Raw genomic sequence first — 23,051 nt, 5'->3', positions numbered from 1 at the left:
TTTTTTCTGTTAGGTTATATTTCAGTAAGAAATGAAATATAGAAGGAAGGATAGTAAAGATGGAAATGATGTTACAGACACAAAATCTATGTAAATATTTTAGAAAACAGAAAGCGGTAAATAATGTTTCACTTAATATCGAAAAGGGACAGATTTATGGACTGCTTGGACCGAATGGCGCTGGTAAATCTACCACATTGAAAATGCTGACCGGTATGATGAAACCAACTGCAGGAAAGATTTACTTTGATGGAAAACTTTTGGATAGGAAAGATTTATCAAAAATAGGAGCGTTAATTGAAAATCCGCCTATTTATGAAAATCTTTCCGCCAGAGAGAATTTGAAGGTAAGACAATTATTGATTGGTACAGATGAAAACAGAATTGATGAGGTCTTGCAGATTGTATCACTTACAAACACCGGAAAGAAGAAAGCAGGACAGTTTTCTTTGGGGATGAAGCAAAGGCTAGGCATTGCAATGGCATTGCTTGGAGAACCGGAACTTTTGATATTGGATGAACCTACGAATGGATTAGATCCAATAGGCATCGAGGAATTACGAGAGCTGATCCGGTCTTTTCCAGAACAGGGAATCACTGTAATTCTCTCCAGTCATATTCTCTCAGAGGTACAGTTACTTGCAGATAAAGTCGGGATTATTTCAGGTGGAATCTTAGGATACGAAGGAGCATTAAAGCAGGGAGATAATCTTGAAGATTTGTTTATGAATGTGGTAAGAAAAAACCAGAAAGCAGGTGAAATCCATGGTTAATATTATAAAAGCAGAACATCAAAAAGCCAAAAGAACCATGCGAAAAAAGTTTATCTGGGGATTTCCTCTTCTTACATTTGTCATGGCATTTATATTTACTCTTGGGATGACAAATGCTTATGCAGAAAGTGTTTGGAACTGGTGGTATACACTTTTGCTGCCGGGGATGATTGCTCTATTTTGTTATCTTTCTGTGGCGCAGGAGAAAAAGATAAAATACTATCATTTAATGACTATTCCCACAGACAGAAGAAAATTGTTGCTGGGGAAAATTATTTATATTGGGTACATGATTTTGTTTTCTAATGTGATTGTGTTTGCAGGAGCAACGCTTGGAGGCTTTCTTCTAACGACACATGTTCCAGTTGGAGGAGCGTTGATTGCAGTATTGTTTCTGACGGTTTCTGAGTTATGGGAGATTCCGGTAGCTTTATTTTTAAGTGAACGATTTGGAATGATTGTAAACCTGTTCGTCTGCCTATTTATTACCGTCAGCGGTGTGGTAATATCACAAACCAGAATCTGGTATGTACTTGTTTCTGCAATCCCTATGCGAATGATGTGCCCGTTGCTTCATGTTTTACCAAATGGACTTGCCGCAGAAGCAGGGAATCTTCTTTTGGATACGGGAGTCATTGTTCCGGGAATGTGTCTCTCAATCATCTGGTTTGTTTTTGTAACGGTTCTGTTTTTGAAATGGTTTGAGAGAAGAGAGGTGAAATAAGATGATTGGAAGATCTCTTAATGCAGACTTGCGAAAGATGAAAGGAACATCTGTGATTCTGGCACACTTACTGATTCCGATTATAACTAGCGTTATATTTTTAATATATTACTTTTTTTCACCATGGAATGAAAATATGAAAGTGATTGCATTTTATCAGGCAATAGGAGCAGGACTTCCGGTACTTATTGGAATTTTTACAGCAAGTGTGATGGAACAGGAACAAAATGCAGGTGATTTTCAAAATCTGTTGTCTTTACCGGATAAACCTGCAGCATTTTTATCGAAACTGTTGATGCTACTGGTTTTGTGTCTGTGCTCTATCCTATTGACAGCAATCATATTCGGAATTGGATTTGGAAGAATCGCATCAAGCGATATCGAAATCATGAAAGGATGTATATTTGCAGCATTGCTGCTGTGGGGAAGCAGTGTTCCACTTTATCTGTGGCAGCTGATTCTGGCTTTTCAGTTTGGAAAAGGGGTATCCATTGGAGCAGGGATTATATCAGGACTAATTAGTGCATTGATGCTTACCGGACTTGGAGATTATGTGTGGAAATATGTATTTGTCTGCTGGACGGGTAGAGTACCATATACTTATCTGCAATCTGTATTGGGAGAAACTAGTGTAGGTGAATGGTTGTCATTCATACCAGGTTGTTTAATATTTACAGGGATTAGTATGGTATACTATTTTTGGTGGGTAAACCACTGGGAAGGAAACAGAATATCGGAATAGAATCGAGGGAAACTATGGCAAAAATACTGGCAGTTGATGATGAACCGGCAATTCTGGAAATGATAGAAAGCATTTTGAATAAGGATGGACATCTGGTTACCAAAGTAAGTAATCCGCTGAAACTTAATATGGAAGAATTACATCGTTATGACCTGATTTTACTTGACATTATGATGCCTGGAATGGACGGCTTTGAATTATGCAAAAGAATCAGGGCACTTGTGGATTGTCCGATTTTGTTTCTTACGGCAAAAACGGAGGAAAACAGTCTGGTAAACGGACTTTCTTTAGGAGCAGATGATTATATTTCAAAGCCATTTGGAGTGATGGAACTTCGGGCAAGGATCAATGCACATCTTAGAAGAGAGCACAGGGAACATTCTGTCCGGATGGTTTTAGGGAGAGTCTGCATTCAGATGTCTCAAAAGAAACTGTTGATGGATGATAAAGAACTTCCGTTTACGAAAGCAGAGTACGAAATCTGTGAATTTCTGGCTAAAAACAGGGGACAGGTTTTCTCGAAAGAACAGATTTTAGAAGAGGTCTTTGGTTTTGACAGTGAGAGTAATGACAGTACCATTATCACGCATATCAAAAATATAAGAGCAAAATTTGCGGATTATGATTATACACCGATAAAAACAGTCTGGGGGATTGGATATAAATGGGAAGAGTAAAGAGAAGCAATGCACTCAGCTGGATTTTTATGAGATATGTACTGGTCATGCTTGGATCATTAGTAGGTTTGGTGATTGTTGCTTGGCTGCTGCTGTACCTTTTGATTAGTGTGGGCTGTATCTATCCGGCGAATTATGCAGAGCAAAAGATTAATGAAGCATATGATACGATTTTACGTGCGGATAAAGTAACTGCTGAGATGATTCCTGCACTTTGTGATTATGTAATCTTTTCAGAGAATGGAGAGAAAATAGGTGGAGATCTGTCAGAACAATACGAACAGATAGCATGGAATGTTGCAAAGTACGGAAACGCATCCGGGAAATATTTTTATAAAGTAATTGTAAGGGAAAATGAATATGTTGTATTGCAATATCGCCTGACACCTCAATATCATTCAGCTTTTTTGAGGGAGCATTTTATAGGACCACAGAATGTGATGAGTATTATGTCAGTGATTGGAGCGGTAGCGATTATCATCATTCCGTCCATACGTTTTGGAAAAAGAATCAAAAAGCAGATGCAGCCTGTATTAGACGCAATCAGACAAATAAAGGATCAAAATCTGGAATATGAGACATCCTGTTCCGGTATCAAAGAGTTTGATGACTGTTTATCGGCAATCGATGATATGCGAGATGCATTGCGAGAATCTTTAGAAAAGCAGTGGAAAACAGAGCAGGAAAAGAAACAACAGATGTCTGCTTTGGCGCATGATATTAAAACACCTCTTACGATTGTACGGGGAAATGCAGAACTACTTTCAGAGACTGAACTGACCACAGAACAGAAGAATAATATCACTTATGTTTTGAACGGCACAACACAGATACAAAGTTATGTAAAACAGTTGATAGATGTCACAAAATCATGGAATTGCAGTGATGTTACCTATACAACGGTGAGGTTAGAAGATTTTTTCGCAGATATAAAGGAACAGGCACTCGGACTGGTAGAAATCTATCACCAGAAAATAGATTGGAAGGCGGGACAAAGTGATAAAAAGGTAACGATTGCTTATGATCCAATGTTCCGGGCCGTAATGAATATGATTCAGAATGCAGTGGAGCATACAAAAGAAAATGGAATCATTTATATTGACGCAAAGGAGCAGGATGGCCGGCTGACATTCATTGTGGAGGATAGCGGATCAGGATTTACAAAAGAAGCATTATTGCATGGCACAGAGCAGTTTTTTATGGATGACACAAGTAGAAATGGCGAAGCCCATTATGGGATGGGACTATTTTTTGCAAAAACTGTGGCTGAAAAATATGGTGGAGGTATTAAACTTTCAAATTCTGAAAATACAGGTGGGGCGAGGGTAGAAATATTTTTCCTGAGTAGTCAAGAAACAAGCTAAATAGACCGCAATTAAGCTATGTAAAAGAAATTTTACATGCTTTTATCTAATATGTAAAAGCCTTTTGATAGACATTACTACTACGTTTGCTGTAATAGTATATGTAGGATTCCTTCTTTGGAAGAAGTATAAAAGTATAAAAGAGTAATGAATATTGTAAAAGGCATTCCCATTAACAGCAGTAAAGATATCATTTATATTCTTATCTAAGGAGGCTGTTCTTGATATAATAATGTGTAATTATACTTTACTATCATAAAGTTAAGAGGATACAGGTACTGAGAAAATGACAGTATCTGTATCTTTTTTTGTTATTTTAAGGAAGACGAGAGCAATATTCTGAAAACCGCTTGAGATTTCGGAAAAAATCTGATATAATACTGCTGTATATTTATGGGGTGGGGGATTTATATCCTTTTTGCGTTTGTCGGAAGGATGGTGGTTTGATATTGAAGTCCTAACCACGACCGGCAAATCAATCTTTTCCGGTTAAACCTTCTGTCATCTCCGGTGTGTCCGCTGTCGGAGGAAGTAAATAGCGGACAATTAAAAAATGGAGGAACTGTTATGAAGAAAAAACTATTTGCAATCCTATTCAGCATTGTAATGGTAGCTGGACTCCTGCCTGCCACAGCACTGGCAGCGGAACCCACAGTCTACGACATCTGGGTAGACGGCGTACAGGTCACGTCTGAGAATAAGGATAATCTTTGCAGCGGAACAGTAAGCTATGACCCGACCACTCACACCTTGTCTTTGAACAATGCTACCCTTGACAGCGACACCATGTCAGACTACGGTATTAAAACGACTATCCCCAGTACGTTGAAGATACGGTTGACCGGGACAAATAGTATTACCCGAACCTATTCCGGCGGAGGAATAGCAATAGCCCCCAATTCCGGCAATTCTGTCGAGATTACCGGTGATGGAACACTGGTAATCAATGTTAACGGAAGTACCTACGATGGAATTAGCGCAGGGGCTGACGTCAAGATTTCCGATAAAGCAAAGGTCGTAATAAACGCTGAAGGCGGATTGGGCATAGTCGGAAGATCGGTCGAAATTGACGGGGCAAAAGTGGATTCCATCGGCTTGTATGCCGGAATCGATGCCCATAGGCTGAAGATTGTAAACGACGCCGATGTTACGCTTAAGGCAACCCAGGACGGACGCAACGGAGCATATATCTGGAAAGATCAAGAAGGGAACGGCGGCGATATTGAACTTGCTGCATCTAAAGTTAAAGCAACAAGCTATTATCCCGGTCTGTATGCTGCAGGTGATCTGACGGTTAACGGAGGCGAGGTAAACTGTACCTCTACTGCGGACGGTGCAATATGGGCAAAAGGCAATATTCTGCTCAAAGGAGGCGCCAAAGTAACCACTGACGGTAAATTCCCGATGGGCGGTAACGGTACTTTTACCGTAGAAGAAGCAGAGATTGATGCAAAGAATACGAATGAGAATAATATCCCTGCAATTTTCGATGAATGTGTGCCTGTGATAGCCGATGGCTATCATCTGAACTATGCAAAAGCTGTAGACTCGGAAGGAACAGAAATTGACCTGCTTTCCAGCGGTACTCAGTACTTTGCGCTTTATAAAAATGTTCATTTTATCACAAAGGCTGTCTATCCGGTTTCTTTCGTTGTAACGCCAGACGGTCTGACCAATGTTGTTGTTAAAGTGAATGGTCAGGAGGTTACCGGCTCTGTCAGTTTGGAAGCAGGAACTTACCCTGTTGAAGTAACAGCCGATAACTGCAAAGCATACACCGGCAATATAACGATTACCGCCGATGTGGCAACGCATACGCAGACGGTTGCAATGACTTATTTACCTGCCGACTACACTAAGGTCGACGAAGCCATTGCCAAGGCAAATACACTGAACAAGGACAACTACAAGGACTTCACCGCCGTGGAAGCTGCCGTCAAAGCTGTTGTCCGTGACAAGAACATCACTGAACAGAGCGAAGTTGACGCAATGGCGAAGGCTATTGAAGATGCCATTGCTGCCCTGCAATACAAGGGTGCTGACTACACTAAGGTTGATGCAGCCATTGCCAAAGCAAATGCCCTGAACAAGAATGACTACAAGGATTTCTCTGGTGTGGAAGCCGCTATCAAGGCTGTTGTCCGAGGCAAGAACATTACGGAGCAATCCGAAGTGGATAAGATGGCGAAGGCTATCGAAGATGCGATTTCGGCCCTTGAAAAAAAGCCTGCCAGTACCAAACCGGGAACATCCGATAAGAGTCCCCAGACCGGCGATACAAGCAACCTTGCACTGTGGATTGCCCTGTTGTTCATCAGCGGCTGTGCAGCCATTGGCACAACGGTTGTAAGCAGGAAGAAAAAGTACAACAGATAATTGAATAGCGTTCCCTTGCTCCATCTTACGAGCAAGACAAAAGCGTCGTAGCAATACGGCGCTTTTTTGTTACCGGGAAGTGACAAACAGCGGCTTTTGAATGGTTGGCGGTAAAGGATATCGCCGCTAAAACAAAGCCGCTCATATCGAAAGAAAACGCCCAAAATCGCCCCGAAACCATACAGCGGGGTCAGGTTTTGGGCGTTTCTGCGTTTCGGGAGCAAATCGGCAATTAGGCAGCGAAAAGGAGGTGCCCGCTATGCCCCGTATGCCGAAATACCTCAAGAGAGAATGGGCGTTCTTTCTTGATGAGCGTGGCAGGAAGAAATACAACGAGCTTTGCAGGAAATGCGAAAGGAGCTGCAAGCAGAGCTTTGTCAACTTGCCCTTTGAGAGAGGAAAAATCCTTTTCTCAAAGGGCTTTTTCTATTTGTACGGATATTCGCAAACTACAAGATAAATCCAAAACTTCATATACAGACTTAGGTAGCACCTGAAATACAAAAGAGATTGCTTCTGTCAAGACTAGAAGCAGAAAGCCTGAAAGAGCGTGATATTCTCTGCCCGACTTGCGGGTTCAGGATACAGAGAGTTTTTTCAGACGCAACCGGATATTTGAGTGTGAAGTGTCAGAAATGCAAGAATGTCCACATCTTAAATCTCGCTTACTTCTGAAGAATCCGTAGGAACGGATACTGCAGGAATTGCAGGCGATGAAGATTACAAGTAAATATCGAAACGATTTCTAATCGAGTAAGCAGAGATAAGCAATTTATTTGCTAAACTACCAAGCACCGTACGAAGCCGGATAAGTGAAGAATGTCAAACGAATTGTATTAGTTAATCTGGATCTTCTTGATGAATATCTGGAAGCATTCCGTGATGAAGAATTTTGATGAAAGAACAGGAGAAACAACATATGTGTAAAGTGATATCCATTACAAACCAGAAAGGCGGAGTAAACGTACCCAGATTCATCTGTACAATAACCAGTTCAAGGAAGCTATGCTGATCAATGGATTCTGGCCGAGAGATTCGAGCGAATTGAACTGGGTATTTCATATTCAGGCAAGCTCTCCGGCAATCAGGACACAGGCAGATGGTTATCCTGGTATCCCAATCATTGGACGTCAGGAACTAAATGAGTACAGAAAGAAAAAGCTGTGCTGATTGTATTTTTATTGTACTTGCCTCAATTGTAATCCAAGATTCCATACCCACTATCTTAGATAAGTGCATCGAAATAAGTGAAATATCAATACAATTGTATTGAATTAGCAATAAAATGGCATTATAATGAAGAAAAAAGGAGGTATCTAAAGTGGCAAGTACAATTCAGATCAGGGTAGACGATGACTTAAAAAATAAATCAGATCAGCTTTTTAAAGATCTTGGAACTGATACGACATCAGCAATAAGGATGTTTTTAACGCAGGCGGTTGCATATAATGGATTTCCATTTGAAATAAAACGAACTGTGCATAATCCTTATACATCTATGACAGAAGAAGAGATGCTTCAAAGACTGGAACAATCCAGAGAATCTTCAAAAAAGGGAAATTACCGAAATGCGGAAGATGTGATTTCAGATATGAGAGGAAAATATGGATTATAAAGTAGTTGTAACAGATGAAGCAGAAGAAGACTTGAATCAGTTTATACAGTATCTGCTTTTCGCCAAGAAAAATAAACAGGCAGCAAGAAATGTGCTTGATGATTTTGAGGATACTGTAAAAAGGTTAAAGTATGTAGCGAGTAGTTTGAAAATATGTGACAATCCACATTTACAGAGTTTTGGATATCGTCGAATAAATTTTCAACAGCACAGATATTTTATGTTGTACAGAATAGAAAATGATGTTGTATATGTGGATGATATTTTCCATGAGTTACAAGATTATGAAAACAGAATAATATAAATTGAATCTTGGCAATAAAAAGATCATTTACTGTAAAACCGTAGAGGGTCTTTTTTTGTACCTTTTTGGGAAGGAGGAGAGATTTATAGCCGAAAAAGAATTTAAAGGTAAAGGCTGAACCAGAGACTGTAACAGATGATTCGGCTGTGGCGGCTCCTGATATCAGCAATAGCTTCGGAAAATGGTCTTGTATTGCCTGTGGAAATATCGTCCATGACGGATGGAACCAGGGTGAAGCATATGCATCTGCAGAAATAACGAGAAAGTCTGTCTGCATGAATTAAGATATCGGAGAATTCCTGAAAGAACTGTAGACTTGTGCAGAAGGAGAAGAAGTGTCTACAGACCAAGAGGAAGATGTAAAAACCAGAAAACCGCGAATATGGTGGATGCAGATTTGTTGTAGAGCTACCAAAGCAGAAAGATGAGATTACCTGACATATATGAAAAATTTTATTGCAAAGCTATACTATATGTGTTATTCTAACGTCACGCGGATGACGATTCTTGTTATCTGCCAAAGGTATCTATTTAATTTCATTCATTTCGGAGGCTTAGAGTATCGGGCGTTATTCCAAAGTGATGAACGTGTGACAAGTGAATATAGGCTGGGAAGAAACCTGGTGCGACACAGAATGTTATTTGAAGAATAGCATATCCAACTGGAATATACTATTAATATATGGTAAAATATCTTTAGATAATCTTTTCTCAGACTATAGGAAGTTGTCGGAGAGGAGAGTATATGTCAAAAAGAACAGGAACTAAGGTACAAAAGAACCGCACAGATGACGAGTTTATCATGCTTCCAACCGTGGATTTTTGTTTCAAAGAACTGATGAGAAATGAAAAGGTACGAAAAGGAATTATTGCAGCGTTGTTGGGAGTAAGACCGGAAGAAATCAAGGAGACAAGATTATTGCCGACCGTACTCAGAAAAGAGTATGAAGATGATAAATATGGGGTTTTGGATGTGCGTGTTGAAATGCATGATGGTACACAGATAGACTTTGAGATGCAGGTGGCAGAATTTGATTTCTGGAAAAAGCGCATTGTGTTTTATCTGAGCAAGATGGTCACAGATCAGATTCATAAAGGCGATGATTATGACAAAATTCAGAAATGCATCCATGTCAGTATCCTGGATTTTGTACATTTCCCGGAGGATAGCAGGTGCTATCGGAAGATTACATTTTGTGATACCAAGACGGGAGAAGTTTATACAGATGTTATGGAGATTCATGTGTTGGAATTGGGAAAATTACCACCGGAAGATCAAAATGAAGAAGGGATCATAAGGTGGATGCGATTCCTTAATGCAAAGAGCCGGAAGGAGTTAAAAGAGATGGCAAAGCAGGACGAGTATTTTGGAGAAGCGTATGAAGAACTGGACAGACTCAGTGCGGACGAGAAGAAGCGTCTGGAGTATGAGACGAGATTGAAGTATAAACGGGATAAGTATGCGCAGCTCCATTATGCGACCAGGATTGGAAGAGAAGAAGGCGAGCGAATTGGCAGGGAAGAAGGTGCAAAACAGATTAATGAATTGCATAAGCGGTTGATAGAACTTGGAAGAATAGATGATTTAAAACGAGCCGTCGAGGATTCTGATTATCAGGGGCGGTTGTTAAAGGAGTTGAAATTGTAGCACGCAGATAGACTTTGAGATACAGGTGGCAGAATTTGATTAATAACAATATTGTGTCGCAGAGTGTTGCACTCTGCGACACATAAATCCTCTATTTTGGCTTTAGAATAGCTCATTTGAGAGCGATACACAATCTTTTTTCGACTAAAAATCTGTTAGAAACGGTTGCTTTTCTGGCTCCCCGGCAAGTATAATAAAGAAACGTGATATACGTTAAAAAATACAGTTGGGAGAATATTATCAGCTCCACAATTTCCATGAATTCTATCAAAGAGCTTGGGTTTGAAGTTGGAAAGGCAGCTTACGCAGTTATTGAAGCAACATCTGTAATGGTTGGAATCGATGACTAATAAAAAATTTCATGTATCTGTGTAAAGAATTTTTATATAAAAGCTCATTTTACAGGGATTACAGGGCACTCTACCACTGGTAGGGTGCTTTTTTAGAGCCTGTCTGCTAGAATTTATTTACAGGATAACGAAGGAGGTTGTGATATGGCGAACTCAAAAGCGACCGGAACATTTATTGCAGAGTGTAGGAAAGAAAAAGGGCTTACACAGAAGGCTCTCGGGGAAAAGCTGAATGTAACAGACCGGGCAGTATCGAAGTGGGAGACCGGTAGATCATTTCCGGATGTGGCAATTCTGGAAGACCTTTGTCAGGAACTTGGAATTAGTGTGAGTGAACTGCTGGCGGGGAAAAAAATTGAGGCAGAGCATTACCAGGAAGAGACAGAAAAAATATTAGTTTCCTCCATCAGTAAAGCGCAAATGTATGGATATCAGATCGCTCTTTATGGGTTGCTATTGGCAGTAATGCTATTAATTTACGTGCCTGTTTTCATATTAAAAAACAGACTGAATATGGGAATTTATATGATCATTGCTGTGTCAGTTATCGTTTTCGTGAGCATGGTATATCTGAATCACAAAATTCCGGGAAAAGAATTCAGAAATTCTAATATTTGGCTGGAAGGCTTCCGTGGAGGAATTGTTTTTGCTGTGATTATGGGGATGGATTTCGCTGTACAAGATAGTCTGGGTGGAGTGAGCCGAAATGACATGCTTGCAATTGGAATTATCTGTGCGATTGGATTGTTTATCAGTATAGGAGCAGGCATACTTGGCGCAGAAATCAGAAGACAGAATATGAAGATAAAATAGAGATTTTTTTCAGAATTTTGAACAAAATAAAATTGCTTATTTTTATATAATAAAGCTGTAATAAATATGATGCATTTATTACAGCTTTATTATTTGAAGAAATTGATGGAGGTATTAAAATGATTAAATTTTCAAGAAGTAATGAAAAATATGGTTGTTTTAGTAATTTTTATCCATGTTCTGTAGAGTATGGAGGTATTGTATATCCTAATTCAGAATGTGCATGGCAATCACTTAAAACATTGGATATGGAGAAGAGAAAGAAATTTGCAACATATAAGGCGGCTGGTGCCAAGAAAATGGGAAGACGGGTTGAGCTTCGTTCGGACTGGGAAGAAGTAAAATATCAGCTTATGGTCAATGTGTGTTATGCAAAATTTTCTCAGAATAAGGAATTGAAAAGTATATTGCAAGCGACAGGAGAGGAAGAACTTATTGAGAACACAACTGCATGGCATGATAATGTTTGGGGAAATTGTGAGTGTGAACGTTGTAAAGAAACAGAAGGAAAAAATCTTTTGGGAAAGGCACTGATGGAAGTAAGAAGTAAGTTAAAATAAGAAAGGCTGAATGTTATGAAAATATAGAGTATAATAAAAAGTAGTTTTTCAACGTTAAGTGAATTTTCAATTATGATAGCGGAGGGTTTATACTATGAGAAAAAAATATAATGAATCGGATATTAGAAATGACTACAGAAGGCTGACAAAACTTTTGATTGAGCGGGGAATGACAATTTCGACTATGGAATCTGCGACTTCTGGGCAGATTGCATCGCTGATTACAGACACAGAAGGCTCTTCGGCAGTGTTAAAGGGGGCATTTGTTACATACTGTAATGAGGCGAAGATTATGCAGGGTGTGCCGGCTGAGATTCTGGAGAAGTATACGGTATACTCAAAAGAGACGGCAGAGGCAATGGCGAAAGCCTGTGCGAAAGTGTACGAGGCAAATATTGGAATCGGAGTGACCGGAACGATGGGAAATGTGGATCCTGCGAATCCGGAGGCATCTGTGCCAGGGCAGGTATATTTTGCAATTACCTTAAATGGAGAAGCGAAGTCTTATTATATTGAATTGCAGCCGCAGCCTACAAGGCTGGCTTATAAGCTGGCGGTTGCGAAAGAAATTTATGATTCACTGATGGAGAGATTAGAAGATTAACTTTTATGTCATGCATTTGCATGACGCGTACCTCGTAACAAGAATACCAAGACATTCTTGAATAGTAAGGAATAGTTGTGGTGTGAGATAAGGAGGCAGGCTGTTAAGAAGAAAGAATATGAAAAATGTATTGAAAAAGTTGATAATGAAAAGATGAAAGAGGCTTTGATTCAGGCGTTTGATAAGGATTTCCCAAGAATTATTGAATTGTGTGATGATGATTATACTGTAGTGCAGATATTTGTCTCTCTTTTTGAAATGCTTGGAGAAGTCCAAAAAGTTGGAATGGAAAATGTGTCATTTGAAAAATATGTAATTGGAAAAGCGTTTCCGGATTATTTAAAATTATTAGTTGGCTGGCTGGATTGTATTTCATCGAAAGAAGAGAAGGATAAAATTTTTGAAATATTTGATTATGTAATAAGAGATATTGTAGTTGAGTTTACTTGTAAGGGATTGAAAAAAGGAAGTATTACAAGAGAGATGGTGAGGCAGTGGATTTCAGGAACGGATGAAAAGGAAAAGATTGAGAGAGCGTGTGAAAAAGGAAATGCTTATAAGAATTTGTTAGAGAGCTTTCATGATTTGGATGAGGAAGACAAACTAGAAGAGATCATAAAAGGTGTTTTTGAGTTACGTGATTTTTTAGAGATAGTAAATAAAAAATATGATGAGAACAATGAAATGTTAGATGTACTTGAAGTGACGGACACGGATGAATTTAGCGATAAACTGGATGTTATCTATTCTTATGTGACTTCAATTAAAGAAGAGGTTGCAAAGTTATTCGAGATTGCGAATAGTTACAGTAAAAGCTTTGATATCTAGGCAAACACGATTCGGAAAAGAATAGAAGTCATTAAAAGTGGGATGCTCCCACAGGCGTTGGTCTTTTTGCAATGGTAACGATGAATACAAAAGTTCTTTACGTTATAAAAAGTACCCTTGTGATACCAATCTGAAATCCGGTGAGCACGAACTTCTTTAGATATAGTTGTTGGATCTTTACATAGAAATGCTGCAATGTCTTTAAAGGGAGTCCCTTTTGCCAGTTCATTTTCAATATAGAGCCGATCATTTAAAGTAAGATGTTTCTGGTTCCCTGGTATATAATTACTCATAATGCTTCTCCTTCTACTGCTGTCAGAAGGAGTACTAACTATAACATGATTGTATGAAAGAGTAAATATCTACTGTGCGAGAGTAAATTCCACCGTCCAATGGAACGATGGAATTTAGAAATTCATTTTAGGTTTTGTAAATTGTTAAAAGAATTATATTGTTATATGATTTCGTAAGTGATATACTTAAACATAAGGAAAACCGTGTGAAATTACAGTTTGCTTTTTGCACGGTTTCTTTTATACATGACGGTTAGTTAAAACTAATAAGAGAACGATGTGAAAGTACTTTTGACTATACAGAAAGGAATACATAATGCTAATGAATGTTTTTGAAGGTATACTGATTCCATTTGTTGGAACAACGCTAGGTGCAGCATGCGTGTTTTTATGAGAAAAACACTTAGCAAGTTACTGCAACGTGCACTTGCTTTATCACTTGGAATTGCTATCCAGAATTTTCCAGAAGGAGCGATTATATCCATGCCGCTTAGGGCAGAGGGTGAAAGTAAGAGAAAGGCATTTCTGGGAGGTGTACTTTCAGGAGTCGTTGAACCGATTGGAGCAGTAATGACGATTCTTGTCGCACAGCTGGTAATCCCGGTATTACCATATTTACTCAGCTTTGCAGCAGGAGTTATGTTATAGTCGTGGTTGAAGAACTAATTCCGGAAATGTCTCAGGGACAGCACTCGAATATCGGTACGCTTTTCTTTGCACTTGGATTTAGTTTGATGATGATCTTGGATGTGGCACTGGGGTAAGAGGAGAGGAATGATTCTTATGAGAATATTGATTTATGGTGCTGGTGTGATTGGATCCTTGTATGCGGCTTTATTTGCAGAAGCCGGTTATGATACAAATATTTATGCCAGAGGTAAAAGACTTGAGGCTTTAAGAAATAATGGATTGCAATATAAGAAAAATCAGGAAGTAATAAAGGCAGAGATTAGGATTCTTGGAGAACTACCAAACAATGATATTTATGATTTTGTCTTGCTTACTGTCCGGGAAAACCAGCTGTATGAAGCACTTACTGAATTGAAAAATAATAAAAGTAATACGATTGTTACAATGATAAATTCACTGGACAGTTACAATAAATGGGAAGACATTGTCGGAAAAGGAAGAATATTACCGGCTTTTCCAGGAGCAGGCGGAAGTATAAATGATGATGGTATCCTTGATGCAGCACTTACTCCAAGGTTGATTCAGCCGACAACATTTGCAGAAATATCAGGAAATAAATCCGAAAGAACTAAGCAGTTTTCAGAGATATTGAGGCATGCTCATATACCGTACCAGAAAGTAACGGATATGCATCTATGGCAGCTTTGTCATCTTGCTATGGTGGTACCGATTGCGGATGCGTATTATGAATCAGACGATCCGGAGAAAGTAGAAAAAGAATGGAAAATCATGAGGAAAACAGCAGAAAGGCTGAAAAGAAATTTTAATTTTTTGCGAAAACAAAAGGGTAAACTGTCACCATGGAAAATGAATATTTTTCGCTTTTTACCCTTGCCAATTTTAGCGAATATGCTGGTAGTTACATTTGGAAGCAGTTTTGGAGATAAATTTATGTATCAACATGCTATGAAGGCACCAGATGAAATGAGGGAATTGCATAAGCAGTTTTATGCTTATATGAAAAAAATGAAGAAATGCGGATGCAAGGCGAAAAAGGTACAGTGATTGGAGAAAAAAGCATGAAAAATGAAGAATATAAAAAATTGTCAATTAAAGAGTTTACAAAAGCAGCAGGAAGATATGAAAGTAACCATGCTGGCATTTACGAAATGTGCAAGAAAGATTATCCGGATATTCTGGAAGAATTAGAGAAGGAGCCATTTAGAGATTTATTAGATGCAGGCTGCGGACCTGCTCCGATGATTTCTTTATTAGCAGAAAAATATCCAGACCGGCATTATACAGGACTGGATTTGACTCCGGCAATGATTGAACAGGCAAAAAAGAAAAATATTCCAAATGCAACATTTGTTGTAGGAGACTGTGAGAACTTTCCTTTTGAAAAGGATTCATTTGATGCAATTATTTGTTCTATGAGCTTCCATCATTATCCGGATCCACAGGCTTTTTTTGACAGTGTGAAAAGATGTCTTCGCCCAAATGGAAGATTGATACTGAGAGATGTGACCAGTGACAATAAAGTATTGGTATGGCTAATGAATACATTGGAAATGCCGTTGGCAAATATATGCGGACATGGAGATGTCCAAGTGCCAACAAGAGATGTGGTCATAAAATGTTGCAAAAAAGCAGGATTAAAAGTAGAAAAATTTGAAATTCGTAAAGGTATGCGAATGCATTGTGTTGTGAGAAAACCTATGGGAAAGGCGATAGGAAATGAAAGATAAGTATCTTAGGGAAACACGAATGGTTGATTTTTCTAATCCGGCAATTCAAAAACTTATTCAAAATATGAAATGGAAGGAAATGGGTGAATTTGAAAGGATTAAGGCAATCTACAACTATGTAAGAGATGATGTTTTATTTGGATATAATATTGATGACGGAATTTCAGCTTCAAAAGTACTTGCAGATGGTTATGGACAATGTAATACAAAAGGAACTTTATTTATGGCACTTTTACGTGCCTGCAATATTCCATGCAGAGTACATGGTTTTTCGATTGATAAAAGATTGCAGAAAGGGGCTATGACCGGGTTTGTTTACCGTAATGCTCCAAAAAGTATTTTCCATAGCTGGGTAGAAATTAATTTCGAAAATCAGTGGTACGAACTGGAAGCTTTCATTTTGGATAAAACATACATAAAGAAGTTACAGGAACAAAATTCGGAATGTACAGGTGCATTTTGCGGTTATGGAGTAGCAGTCAAGGATTTCAGAAATCTCATTATTGAGTTTGATAGGAACAATACTTATATTCAGAGCGAGGGAATCAATCAGGATTTTGGTGTTTATGATTGTCCAGATGAACTGTTGAAGGAACATCATCAAGAAATTTCAGCCTTTAAAGCATTTGCTTATAGACATATTGGAAGACACCTCATGAATCGTAATATTAGGAAGATTAGAGAACGATAGTTTTAAGCTTTTAGATACCGTTGTCAGTATGAATGGTTTTCATGCATTTCCTGACAAGCAAAAAGCATTTCATGAAATATGGCGTGTTTTGAAACCAGGCGGCGATTTCATTGCCTGTTTTTATATCAGGGGAAAATCGAAACGGACAGATTGGCTGGTAAAAAATATTCTTGCAAAGAAAGGGTGGTTTTCGCCACCGTTTCAGACGGAGAAAGAACTGAGAGATATCCTTCAAAAACTATATAAAGAAACGGATATCCATGTTGACGGTTCTATGGTATATTTCCGTTGTGTGAAGTAATGCAATGATGCTGGATTTATAATAAAGTTTCAGATAATAAGTCTGGAACTTTATTTTTGTCTAAATGGATTATTGCCGTCCGTTCAGGTCTGGATAATGCTCGATTCTCATGTTAAGATAATAGAAAAGGTTTCCCTAAAATTGTGGTAAGAAAAGATATGGGGAAGCGTTGGTATGATGATAACGGCATTTTGAACATCAATGTGATTGATCTGGAGACATTTCGGATTGCGTAGGGAACAGAAGAAAATCGTGGAAGGACGAAAAATAGGGATTGCCCATTTTTAAAACAAACAGAAATACAAATCGTTAATTTGTAAGAATAGAAAGGATAAAGAAATGACGGTTCAACAATTAAAATATATTTTGAAGGTAGCAGAAGTTGGCTCTATTACCGAAGCTGCGAAACTACTTTTTATATCACAGCCAAGTCTCTCCAATTCCATCAAAGAAACGGAAACAGAAGCTGGAATCACCATCTTTCTTCGTAGCAGGACCGGAATTACTCTGACAAAAGATGGTGCTGAATTTCTCGGTTATGCCCGTCAAGTGATACAGCAGATGGAACTGCTGGAGGATCGGTATGTTACAAATCTTCCGGGAAAAGTGACATTTGGAGTATCTTCTCAGCACTATACTTTTACGGAAAACGCTTTTGTGGAGTTAGTTAAGCGTTTTGGACAAGAACGATACGCTTTTTATTATAATGAAACCGGAACACATCAGATATTGGATGATGTGAAAAATCGTGTCTGTGATTTAGGCATCCTTTATTTATCGCATGAAAACGAAGTCGTCATGCGGAAAGTGATAGAGGAAAACCATCTGATGTTTACCGAGTTATTTTCAGCAAAGCCTCATGTTTTTTTGCAAAAAGATCACCCATTGGCATCGAAAAAAGTAGTTTCCGTCCATGACCTTGCACCTTATCCGCGGCTAAACTTTGTACAGGGAGAGTATGAATCTGTCTATTTTTCAGAGGAACTATTCAGCTCCATCCCGGTGGATAAGGAAATTCGGGTCAATGACAGAGGGGCTATTGTCAACTTCATGCTCGGACTGAATGCCTATACTATTTCAAGTGGCATTTTCCCGAAATATTTGAACGGAGAAAATATCATCTCCGTTCCGCTTGCAGAAAATGAAACAATGCATATTGGATATGTGTTGAATGAAAATCAGGAATTAAGTGAACTTGGAAAAAGCTATCTGGAAGAATTACGGAAATATGCTCCAGCCAATCCATAGTCATAGGCTATGGATAATCATATAAAATAGGTGTTATGTATGTACCGCTGTTTGCTGATATAATAACAGCAGAAAGGTGGTTGATGATTATGCCTATGGTGGTACTGAGCAATTTTCTGATTTATTGCGTTATAAATGCCTTTACTCCGTGACCGGGAAATATTCTGGCATTAAATACCGTAACATACTATGGATATAAAAAAGGAAAGCCACTGTTCTTTGGAATTTTTGCAGGCTACTATGTAGTACAAATCTTATGCGCAATTTTTGTATATGGAGTTAATTCTTTGCTTCCAAATGTAATGGAAGTGATGAAGTACATCGGAGCAGCCTATATCCTGTGGCTTGCGATTCATATTGCTTTCAGTAAGCCGTCAACAGAAAACGCAGAGCAATCGGCATCGTTTCTGCAAGGCTTCATGCTGCAATTTGTCAATGTGAAGATCTATATGTTCGGAGTTACCGCACTAACGGGTTATGTTGTAGGATATATGTTCTCTTTTCCGGCTTTGCTGTTTTTTGAGTTGGTTATTGCAACGATTGGAACAATCGCAACCTGTACTTGGATTGGCTTAGGCGTGCTGATTCAGAAGTTTTATCTGCGGCATTTCCGTGTTATTAACATTATCCTTGCACTAACATTACTGGAGTGTATTTGGGGAATGTTAAGATAATTGTTGTTTGGACTTGGAGCCGTGTTTGTACTGGTTATAGCAGGAGCGGCTTTTTATAAGGGAATGTACTAAAAAAGGAACCTGCAAAAAACAGATTTCTTAAATGAGGGAAAATCCATGTCGAAGAATAACCGGATCATCTACCAGACGGAACTTCTGTGGCAGGTTGGCTAACTTTGTTATGAAATCAATGAATATACAATTAATGCTAGCAAGATAAATGCAACTATTATCAGGAAGGAATAAAAAGTCAGAATGAATATAATGAAAAAAATATATAAAGAATCAGACATTAGAAATGATTACAAAAAACTGACGAAGCTCTTGATTGAGCGGGATATGACGATTACAACAATGGAATCTGCGACTTCAGGGCAGATTGCGTCACTGATTACGGATACCGAAGGCTCATCGGCAGTGTTAAAAGGAGCTTTTGTCACCTATTGCAACGAAGCAAAAATCATGCAGGGCGTTCCTGCCGAGATTCTGGAGAAGTATACGGTATATTCGAAAGAGACCGCAGAAGCAATGGCGAAGGCCTGTACAAAAGCGTATAAGGCCAATATCGGAATCGGTGTGACCGGAACAATGGGGAATGTAGATCCGGCGAATCTGGAAGCATCTGTGCCGGGGCAGGTATATTTTGCAATTGAACTTAATGGAGAGGTTATGTCTTATTATTTTGAATTGCAGCCACAGCCTACAAGACTTGCTTATAAGCTGGCGGTTGCAAAGGAAATTTATGATGCCTTGATGGAGAGATTATAGGATTGTGGGAGTACGCTTGCGAACAATCCGTGGGTATCATAGTAGGGAGCTCTTGATCCCTGACATTGGATATTAAAAAAGGAAGGATTTCTTCTGCTATAGCAGAAGAACCTTCCTTTTGCACGTACTTTTTTGATATTATTTATTCAACTTCTTCCGGTTCCATGCTTCGAATATGTTCCTCAATTTTTATGAGTTCATATTTCTGACTATATTCTGCCAGATAGGTCTTATATTCTTTCGTGTCGGAAGGATATACTCTTGAGTTGTGAATGTGGATATCCACAGGCTCTTCGCTGTTCTTTGACAGTGCTACCATTGCGCTTGCGCAGTGGGCAGAGATACGTGTGAAGCTGTTCAGGATATCCGAATATACCGTCCCTTCTTCCAGGCCACAGGCTCCGTTGCTCATGCGTTCAACGTGGCGGATCTTGAGTTCATCGCACAAAGTTGTAATGACCATTCCAAGTGGCGCAACTCTCTGGGAGAGTTCTTTATCATTTTCCAAAAACGCTTTGCAAGTTGTATTAATCTCCTCGCGGACAGCTTCCATAACAACATTCAGTTCATCCCATGCTTCTTCGGAAAATTGTGTTTTGTTCTCATTCATCTCATTAGACATATGGGCGATGCATGCAGCATGGTCTCCAATCTGTTCGAAGTCATTAATCATATGTAGATAAAGAGAAACCTGTCTTGTCTGAACAGAATTCATCGGATGCTTGGTAAGCTTAATCAGATAGTCACCCAGACGGGATTCATAGCGGTCGATCAGGTCTTCTTTTCTCTGTACCTTATCGAACTTGCCAAGTTGGAAATCATTCAAAAGGTTCATGGCGCGGTTTACATTTTTACGAAGTTTTCTTGCCATACCGCTCATAGCACGGTGACACTGTCCGAGTGCAAGTGCAGGGTAGTCAAGAAGACGCTCCTCAAGAAGATCAAAGTCTGCTTCATCTTCCAGTTCTTCCGCACTGTCTTTAACGAACCAGCATACAAGCTGCTCCAGTTTTGGGATAAATGGAAACAAAATACAGACTGTTACAAGACGGAAAACCGTATTTAAAAGTGCGATGGCCACTGGCGTCATAATCGTATTCAGGAATGAAAAATGTACAAATGCATTGATGATATAGAATCCGATTGACCAAAGCAACATTCCAAAGGTATCATTCAGCAAGTATACAAGAGCAGTTCTTTTACCATTTTTATTCGCTCCGATTGCGGAAATCAGAACCGGGCAGGAAGCTCCGACACCGATACCGAGGATAATCGGAAATGCACTGGAAAATGTAAGCAGTCCTGTTACAGATAAAGCCTGCAATACACCGACTGTTGCTGAGGCACTCTGCAGGATGGCGGTAAATACAATACCTACCAGGATACCAATGACTGGGTTTGAAAATGTTGTTAACAGATCCATAAATACTTTGCTTTCTCGAAGCGGTGCGACGGCTCCGCTCATGGTCTGCATACCGGTCATGAGGATCGCAAATCCAAGCATGATGTTCCCGATATTCCGGTGGACGGTTCTTTTGCTCGCCATTCTAAGAATAATACCGATAACTGCTACAACCGCAGCGATTGTGGCAGATGACAGGATACTTGCAATTCCGTTAGATCCTTCTATATAAGAAAGACATAAGATCCAACCGGTAATACTGGTTCCGATGTTGGCTCCCATGATGATACCGATGGCCTGGCGAAGCTTCATCATACCAGAGTTAACAAAACCGATAACCATGACAGTCGTTGCTCCGGAAGACTGGATAACGCTTGTAACGGCTGTACCAAGTGCGACTCCCTTCAGTGGCGTATTGGTCATTTTGTAGAGAAATGCTTCCAGTTTATTACCGGCAACCAGTTTGAGTCCATCCCCCATCAAAGACATACCGAACAGGAATAAAGCAACTCCGCTTAACAATGACAATACCATAGAAAATATTCCCATAATTTCTCCTTTGTCGTCAGTTATTTACATACACTTAACTTTCTTTTTAAATTTTCTTAACACTACCTTTCTATTATGTCACGTTAAAACCGGAATTACAATTTAATCTTATTGAAAGAATAAAAAAATGTAAGATTATACAAAAAAATACCTGCTCACAGGGAACAGGTATGACAAAATCATGAGATATTTTGCTCGAAAATATGTTGTTTTACGATAATGCCGAGGCATTCTTGAATTTTAACGTGTCAGAATCTTTACAGATGTATCTTCATATCCTTGCGCCAATGAAAATATATCCTTTAATCCATCTGTGATGTAAACAGTTCCATCGGTTGCCACGAACACGGCTTCGAAGTCATCACTTTCTGCCCAGAGGTCATACGCTTTATCCAGACCCATAACAAATAGCGAAGTGGAGAGGGCATCGCAAATTCCTCCTTTGTCCCCTACGACTGTGACGGACAGAAGCCCGCTCTTGGCAGGGTGTCCGGTAGCAGGATTCATAATATGCCAGTAAGTATGCCCGTCCTGTTCAAAATAACGCTCGTAACCGCCGGAGGTCACAACGGCCTGGTCGGTGACGGACAGTCCCATCATGGCAGTGTCTGGATTTTTCGGGTCCTTGATGCCGATGATCCAGGCGGATCCGTCCGGCTTAGAACCGATCGTCTGTACATTTCCGCCAAGGTTCAGAAGCGCGGAAGTGACACCTTTGTCGCGCAATGTCCGGGCTGCAAGTTCACCTGCATAGCCCTTGGCAATACTGCCAAGATCAATGGTCATACCTTCCGAAATTGTGACATTTCCAGATGCTTCGTCATATTGGATCTGTGTGTAATCTACTTTAGTCAGAAGCGTCTGAATTGTCTCCTCGTCAGGAACCTGATAGCTTCCGGTTGTAAATCCCCATGCTTTTACGATTGGGTAGATGGAAATATCCAGAACACCGTTGGTACGCCGGCACATTTCAAGAGCATTTTTCATCAGAGTGTCAGCTTCACCGCTTAGAATTCCGGAACCATTTTCATTGATTTTATAAATCTCACTGTCAGAATCTGTGACAGACACTTTCTTTTCCAGATCTGTGATAACATTCTGCGCGTCCTGTAAAAGACTTTTATCACCGTAAATACGAAAATCCATAGTCGTATCCATGGCGAAAAATGTATCTGAAACCGGCTCAGATGTTGATTCCTGAGCCTGCTTGGAACATCCGCATATTAATATTGTAAGCATAAGTAACACAGGTATGCACTTTTTCATGTCACGTCTCCTTAGAGTAAAATAAAACGAAATAATATTGTTACAATGTAAATTATAAAATAAACAAAGAAATATATATGTTTAATTAAGAATAATTATCAAT

General features: G+C 39.3%; 25 protein-coding genes and 2 pseudogenes. 24 read left to right on the top strand and 3 right to left on the bottom strand.

What is annotated here, in order from left to right; genetic code table 11:
* Window positions 1-59 precede the first annotated feature (59 nt).
* The 16 genes from NQ560_RS13875 to NQ560_RS13800 all read left to right on the top strand — a co-directional run bounded on the left by NQ560_RS13875 (window position 60) and on the right by NQ560_RS13800 (window position 13,378).
* Entirely contained in the window at window positions 60-773 is a 714-nt protein-coding gene (locus tag NQ560_RS13875) for a lantibiotic protection ABC transporter ATP-binding protein (RefSeq protein WP_005330842.1), read from the top strand.
* Window positions 766-1,497, top strand: coding sequence for a lantibiotic immunity ABC transporter MutE/EpiE family permease subunit (locus NQ560_RS13870; RefSeq protein ID WP_005330843.1), 732 nt, complete (start codon window positions 766-768; stop codon window positions 1,495-1,497). Before NQ560_RS13875 ends, NQ560_RS13870 begins: the two co-directional genes overlap by 8 nt.
* 1 nt (window position 1,498) lies before the next feature.
* Window positions 1,499-2,239 carry a lantibiotic immunity ABC transporter MutG family permease subunit gene (locus NQ560_RS13865; RefSeq protein WP_005330844.1) on the top strand — a complete coding sequence of 247 codons (741 nt, stop codon included), beginning with the start codon at window positions 1,499-1,501 and terminating at the stop codon, window positions 2,237-2,239.
* Window positions 2,240-2,253: 14 nt separating this feature from the next.
* Complete coding sequence (locus NQ560_RS13860) at window positions 2,254-2,916, top strand: response regulator transcription factor (RefSeq protein WP_005330845.1); 663 nt, start codon at window positions 2,254-2,256, stop codon at window positions 2,914-2,916.
* Window positions 2,904-4,280 (top strand): sensor histidine kinase, encoded by a 1,377-nt coding sequence (locus NQ560_RS13855; RefSeq protein ID WP_005330846.1) that lies wholly within the window; start codon window positions 2,904-2,906, stop codon window positions 4,278-4,280. Before NQ560_RS13860 ends, NQ560_RS13855 begins: the two co-directional genes overlap by 13 nt.
* Before the next feature lie 567 nt (window positions 4,281-4,847).
* Window positions 4,848-6,656: a hypothetical protein gene (locus NQ560_RS13850; RefSeq protein WP_040015255.1), complete on the top strand. Its 1,809-nt coding sequence runs from the start codon at window positions 4,848-4,850 to the stop codon at window positions 6,654-6,656.
* A 259-nt stretch (window positions 6,657-6,915) separates the two neighbouring features.
* Window positions 6,916-7,116 (top strand): hypothetical protein, encoded by a 201-nt coding sequence (locus NQ560_RS15900; protein WP_005330848.1) that lies wholly within the window; start codon window positions 6,916-6,918, stop codon window positions 7,114-7,116.
* A gap of 545 nt (window positions 7,117-7,661) precedes the next feature.
* Window positions 7,662-7,826, top strand: coding sequence for a hypothetical protein (locus tag NQ560_RS13840; protein WP_005330850.1), 165 nt, complete (start codon window positions 7,662-7,664; stop codon window positions 7,824-7,826).
* 151 nt (window positions 7,827-7,977) lie between these two features.
* Window positions 7,978-8,271: a type II toxin-antitoxin system RelB/DinJ family antitoxin gene (locus NQ560_RS13835; RefSeq protein WP_005330852.1), complete on the top strand. Its 294-nt coding sequence runs from the start codon at window positions 7,978-7,980 to the stop codon at window positions 8,269-8,271.
* The gene (locus NQ560_RS13830) at window positions 8,261-8,575 is read left to right on the top strand and encodes a type II toxin-antitoxin system RelE/ParE family toxin (protein WP_005330854.1); all 315 of its coding nucleotides are present in this window, start codon (window positions 8,261-8,263) and stop codon (window positions 8,573-8,575) included. Before NQ560_RS13835 ends, NQ560_RS13830 begins: the two co-directional genes overlap by 11 nt.
* 745 nt (window positions 8,576-9,320) lie before the next feature.
* Complete coding sequence (locus NQ560_RS13825) at window positions 9,321-10,223, top strand: Rpn family recombination-promoting nuclease/putative transposase (protein WP_005330857.1); 903 nt, start codon at window positions 9,321-9,323, stop codon at window positions 10,221-10,223.
* 203 nt (window positions 10,224-10,426) lie between these two features.
* On the top strand, window positions 10,427-10,573 hold the full coding sequence (locus NQ560_RS13820; RefSeq protein WP_227087309.1) for a hypothetical protein: 147 nt from the start codon (window positions 10,427-10,429) through the stop codon (window positions 10,571-10,573).
* A gap of 144 nt (window positions 10,574-10,717) precedes the next feature.
* Window positions 10,718-11,386: a helix-turn-helix domain-containing protein gene (locus NQ560_RS13815; RefSeq protein WP_005330858.1), complete on the top strand. Its 669-nt coding sequence runs from the start codon at window positions 10,718-10,720 to the stop codon at window positions 11,384-11,386.
* A gap of 119 nt (window positions 11,387-11,505) precedes the next feature.
* The gene (locus tag NQ560_RS13810) at window positions 11,506-11,946 is read left to right on the top strand and encodes an NADAR family protein (RefSeq protein ID WP_005330859.1); all 441 of its coding nucleotides are present in this window, start codon (window positions 11,506-11,508) and stop codon (window positions 11,944-11,946) included.
* A 94-nt stretch (window positions 11,947-12,040) separates the two neighbouring features.
* Window positions 12,041-12,550 (top strand): CinA family protein, encoded by a 510-nt coding sequence (locus NQ560_RS13805; RefSeq protein WP_005330860.1) that lies wholly within the window; start codon window positions 12,041-12,043, stop codon window positions 12,548-12,550.
* Between the two features lie 75 nt (window positions 12,551-12,625).
* Complete coding sequence (locus NQ560_RS13800; RefSeq protein WP_005330861.1) at window positions 12,626-13,378, top strand: hypothetical protein; 753 nt, start codon at window positions 12,626-12,628, stop codon at window positions 13,376-13,378.
* Between the two features lie 35 nt (window positions 13,379-13,413).
* On the opposite strand, the pseudogene NQ560_RS13795 reads toward NQ560_RS13800, so the two are convergent.
* Window positions 13,414-13,671, bottom strand: a pseudogene (locus tag NQ560_RS13795) (helix-turn-helix domain-containing protein); the annotation flags it as partial.
* 423 nt (window positions 13,672-14,094) lie between these two features.
* Between NQ560_RS13795 and NQ560_RS15800 the strand changes: the two are divergent.
* From NQ560_RS15800 to NQ560_RS13755, 8 genes and pseudogenes are all read left to right on the top strand, one after another.
* A pseudogene (locus NQ560_RS15800) lies at window positions 14,095-14,435 on the top strand (ZIP family metal transporter); the annotation flags it as partial.
* 19 nt (window positions 14,436-14,454) lie between these two features.
* A complete protein-coding gene (locus NQ560_RS13785) occupies window positions 14,455-15,366 on the top strand; it encodes a ketopantoate reductase family protein (RefSeq protein ID WP_040015266.1) in 912 nt (303 codons plus the stop codon).
* A gap of 14 nt (window positions 15,367-15,380) precedes the next feature.
* Complete coding sequence (locus NQ560_RS13780; RefSeq protein ID WP_040015267.1) at window positions 15,381-16,049, top strand: class I SAM-dependent methyltransferase; 669 nt, start codon at window positions 15,381-15,383, stop codon at window positions 16,047-16,049.
* Window positions 16,039-16,740 (top strand): transglutaminase-like domain-containing protein, encoded by a 702-nt coding sequence (locus tag NQ560_RS13775; RefSeq protein ID WP_005330866.1) that lies wholly within the window; start codon window positions 16,039-16,041, stop codon window positions 16,738-16,740. Before NQ560_RS13780 ends, NQ560_RS13775 begins: the two co-directional genes overlap by 11 nt.
* On the top strand, window positions 16,709-17,041 hold the full coding sequence (locus NQ560_RS13770; RefSeq protein ID WP_330575345.1) for a class I SAM-dependent methyltransferase: 333 nt from the start codon (window positions 16,709-16,711) through the stop codon (window positions 17,039-17,041). Before NQ560_RS13775 ends, NQ560_RS13770 begins: the two co-directional genes overlap by 32 nt.
* A gap of 339 nt (window positions 17,042-17,380) precedes the next feature.
* Entirely contained in the window at window positions 17,381-18,289 is a 909-nt protein-coding gene (locus NQ560_RS13765) for a LysR family transcriptional regulator (RefSeq protein ID WP_005330869.1), read from the top strand.
* Between the two features lie 161 nt (window positions 18,290-18,450).
* Complete coding sequence (locus NQ560_RS13760; protein ID WP_330575343.1) at window positions 18,451-18,963, top strand: LysE family transporter; 513 nt, start codon at window positions 18,451-18,453, stop codon at window positions 18,961-18,963.
* A 264-nt stretch (window positions 18,964-19,227) separates the two neighbouring features.
* Window positions 19,228-19,731 (top strand): CinA family protein, encoded by a 504-nt coding sequence (locus NQ560_RS13755; RefSeq protein WP_227087322.1) that lies wholly within the window; start codon window positions 19,228-19,230, stop codon window positions 19,729-19,731.
* Between the two features lie 142 nt (window positions 19,732-19,873).
* On the opposite strand, the gene NQ560_RS13750 is transcribed toward NQ560_RS13755, so the two are convergent.
* The gene (locus NQ560_RS13750; RefSeq protein ID WP_005330873.1) at window positions 19,874-21,682 is read right to left on the bottom strand and encodes a Na/Pi cotransporter family protein; all 1,809 of its coding nucleotides are present in this window, start codon (window positions 21,680-21,682) and stop codon (window positions 19,874-19,876) included.
* 240 nt (window positions 21,683-21,922) lie between these two features.
* The gene (locus tag NQ560_RS13745) at window positions 21,923-22,948 is read right to left on the bottom strand and encodes an FAD:protein FMN transferase (RefSeq protein WP_005330874.1); all 1,026 of its coding nucleotides are present in this window, start codon (window positions 22,946-22,948) and stop codon (window positions 21,923-21,925) included.
* Between the last annotated feature and the right edge of the window lie 103 nt (window positions 22,949-23,051).

The organism is Dorea formicigenerans, from assembly GCF_025150245.1.
Taxonomy (GTDB): Bacteria; Bacillota; Clostridia; order Lachnospirales; family Lachnospiraceae; genus Dorea; species Dorea formicigenerans.
This window is presented reverse-complemented; position numbering and strand designations above follow the sequence as displayed.

What these genes read in the sequence shown, in the direction of transcription:
- NQ560_RS13805 (WP_005330860.1), top strand. Translation starts at nt 12,041, where the DNA reads ATGAGAAAAAAATATAATGAATCGGATATTAGAAATGACTACAGAAGG.
- NQ560_RS13875 (WP_005330842.1), top strand. Translation starts at nt 60, where the DNA reads ATGGAAATGATGTTACAGACACAAAATCTATGTAAATATTTTAGAAAA.
- NQ560_RS13870 (WP_005330843.1), top strand. Translation starts at nt 766, where the DNA reads ATGGTTAATATTATAAAAGCAGAACATCAAAAAGCCAAAAGAACCATG.
- NQ560_RS13860 (WP_005330845.1), top strand. Translation starts at nt 2,254, where the DNA reads ATGGCAAAAATACTGGCAGTTGATGATGAACCGGCAATTCTGGAAATG.
- NQ560_RS13775 (WP_005330866.1), top strand. Translation starts at nt 16,039, where the DNA reads ATGAAAGATAAGTATCTTAGGGAAACACGAATGGTTGATTTTTCTAAT.
- NQ560_RS13830 (WP_005330854.1), top strand. Translation starts at nt 8,261, where the DNA reads ATGGATTATAAAGTAGTTGTAACAGATGAAGCAGAAGAAGACTTGAAT.
- NQ560_RS13865 (WP_005330844.1), top strand. Translation starts at nt 1,499, where the DNA reads ATGATTGGAAGATCTCTTAATGCAGACTTGCGAAAGATGAAAGGAACA.
- NQ560_RS13785 (WP_040015266.1), top strand. Translation starts at nt 14,455, where the DNA reads ATGAGAATATTGATTTATGGTGCTGGTGTGATTGGATCCTTGTATGCG.
- NQ560_RS13755 (WP_227087322.1), top strand. Translation starts at nt 19,228, where the DNA reads ATGAAAAAAATATATAAAGAATCAGACATTAGAAATGATTACAAAAAA.
- NQ560_RS13825 (WP_005330857.1), top strand. Translation starts at nt 9,321, where the DNA reads ATGTCAAAAAGAACAGGAACTAAGGTACAAAAGAACCGCACAGATGAC.
- NQ560_RS13855 (WP_005330846.1), top strand. Translation starts at nt 2,904, where the DNA reads ATGGGAAGAGTAAAGAGAAGCAATGCACTCAGCTGGATTTTTATGAGA.
- NQ560_RS13745 (WP_005330874.1), bottom strand. Translation starts at nt 22,948, where the DNA reads ATGAAAAAGTGCATACCTGTGTTACTTATGCTTACAATATTAATATGC.
- NQ560_RS13840 (WP_005330850.1), top strand. Translation starts at nt 7,662, where the DNA reads ATGCTGATCAATGGATTCTGGCCGAGAGATTCGAGCGAATTGAACTGG.
- NQ560_RS13850 (WP_040015255.1), top strand. Translation starts at nt 4,848, where the DNA reads ATGAAGAAAAAACTATTTGCAATCCTATTCAGCATTGTAATGGTAGCT.
- NQ560_RS15900 (WP_005330848.1), top strand. Translation starts at nt 6,916, where the DNA reads ATGCCCCGTATGCCGAAATACCTCAAGAGAGAATGGGCGTTCTTTCTT.
- NQ560_RS13765 (WP_005330869.1), top strand. Translation starts at nt 17,381, where the DNA reads ATGACGGTTCAACAATTAAAATATATTTTGAAGGTAGCAGAAGTTGGC.
- NQ560_RS13810 (WP_005330859.1), top strand. Translation starts at nt 11,506, where the DNA reads ATGATTAAATTTTCAAGAAGTAATGAAAAATATGGTTGTTTTAGTAAT.
- NQ560_RS13815 (WP_005330858.1), top strand. Translation starts at nt 10,718, where the DNA reads ATGGCGAACTCAAAAGCGACCGGAACATTTATTGCAGAGTGTAGGAAA.
- NQ560_RS13750 (WP_005330873.1), bottom strand. Translation starts at nt 21,682, where the DNA reads ATGGGAATATTTTCTATGGTATTGTCATTGTTAAGCGGAGTTGCTTTA.
- NQ560_RS13780 (WP_040015267.1), top strand. Translation starts at nt 15,381, where the DNA reads ATGAAAAATGAAGAATATAAAAAATTGTCAATTAAAGAGTTTACAAAA.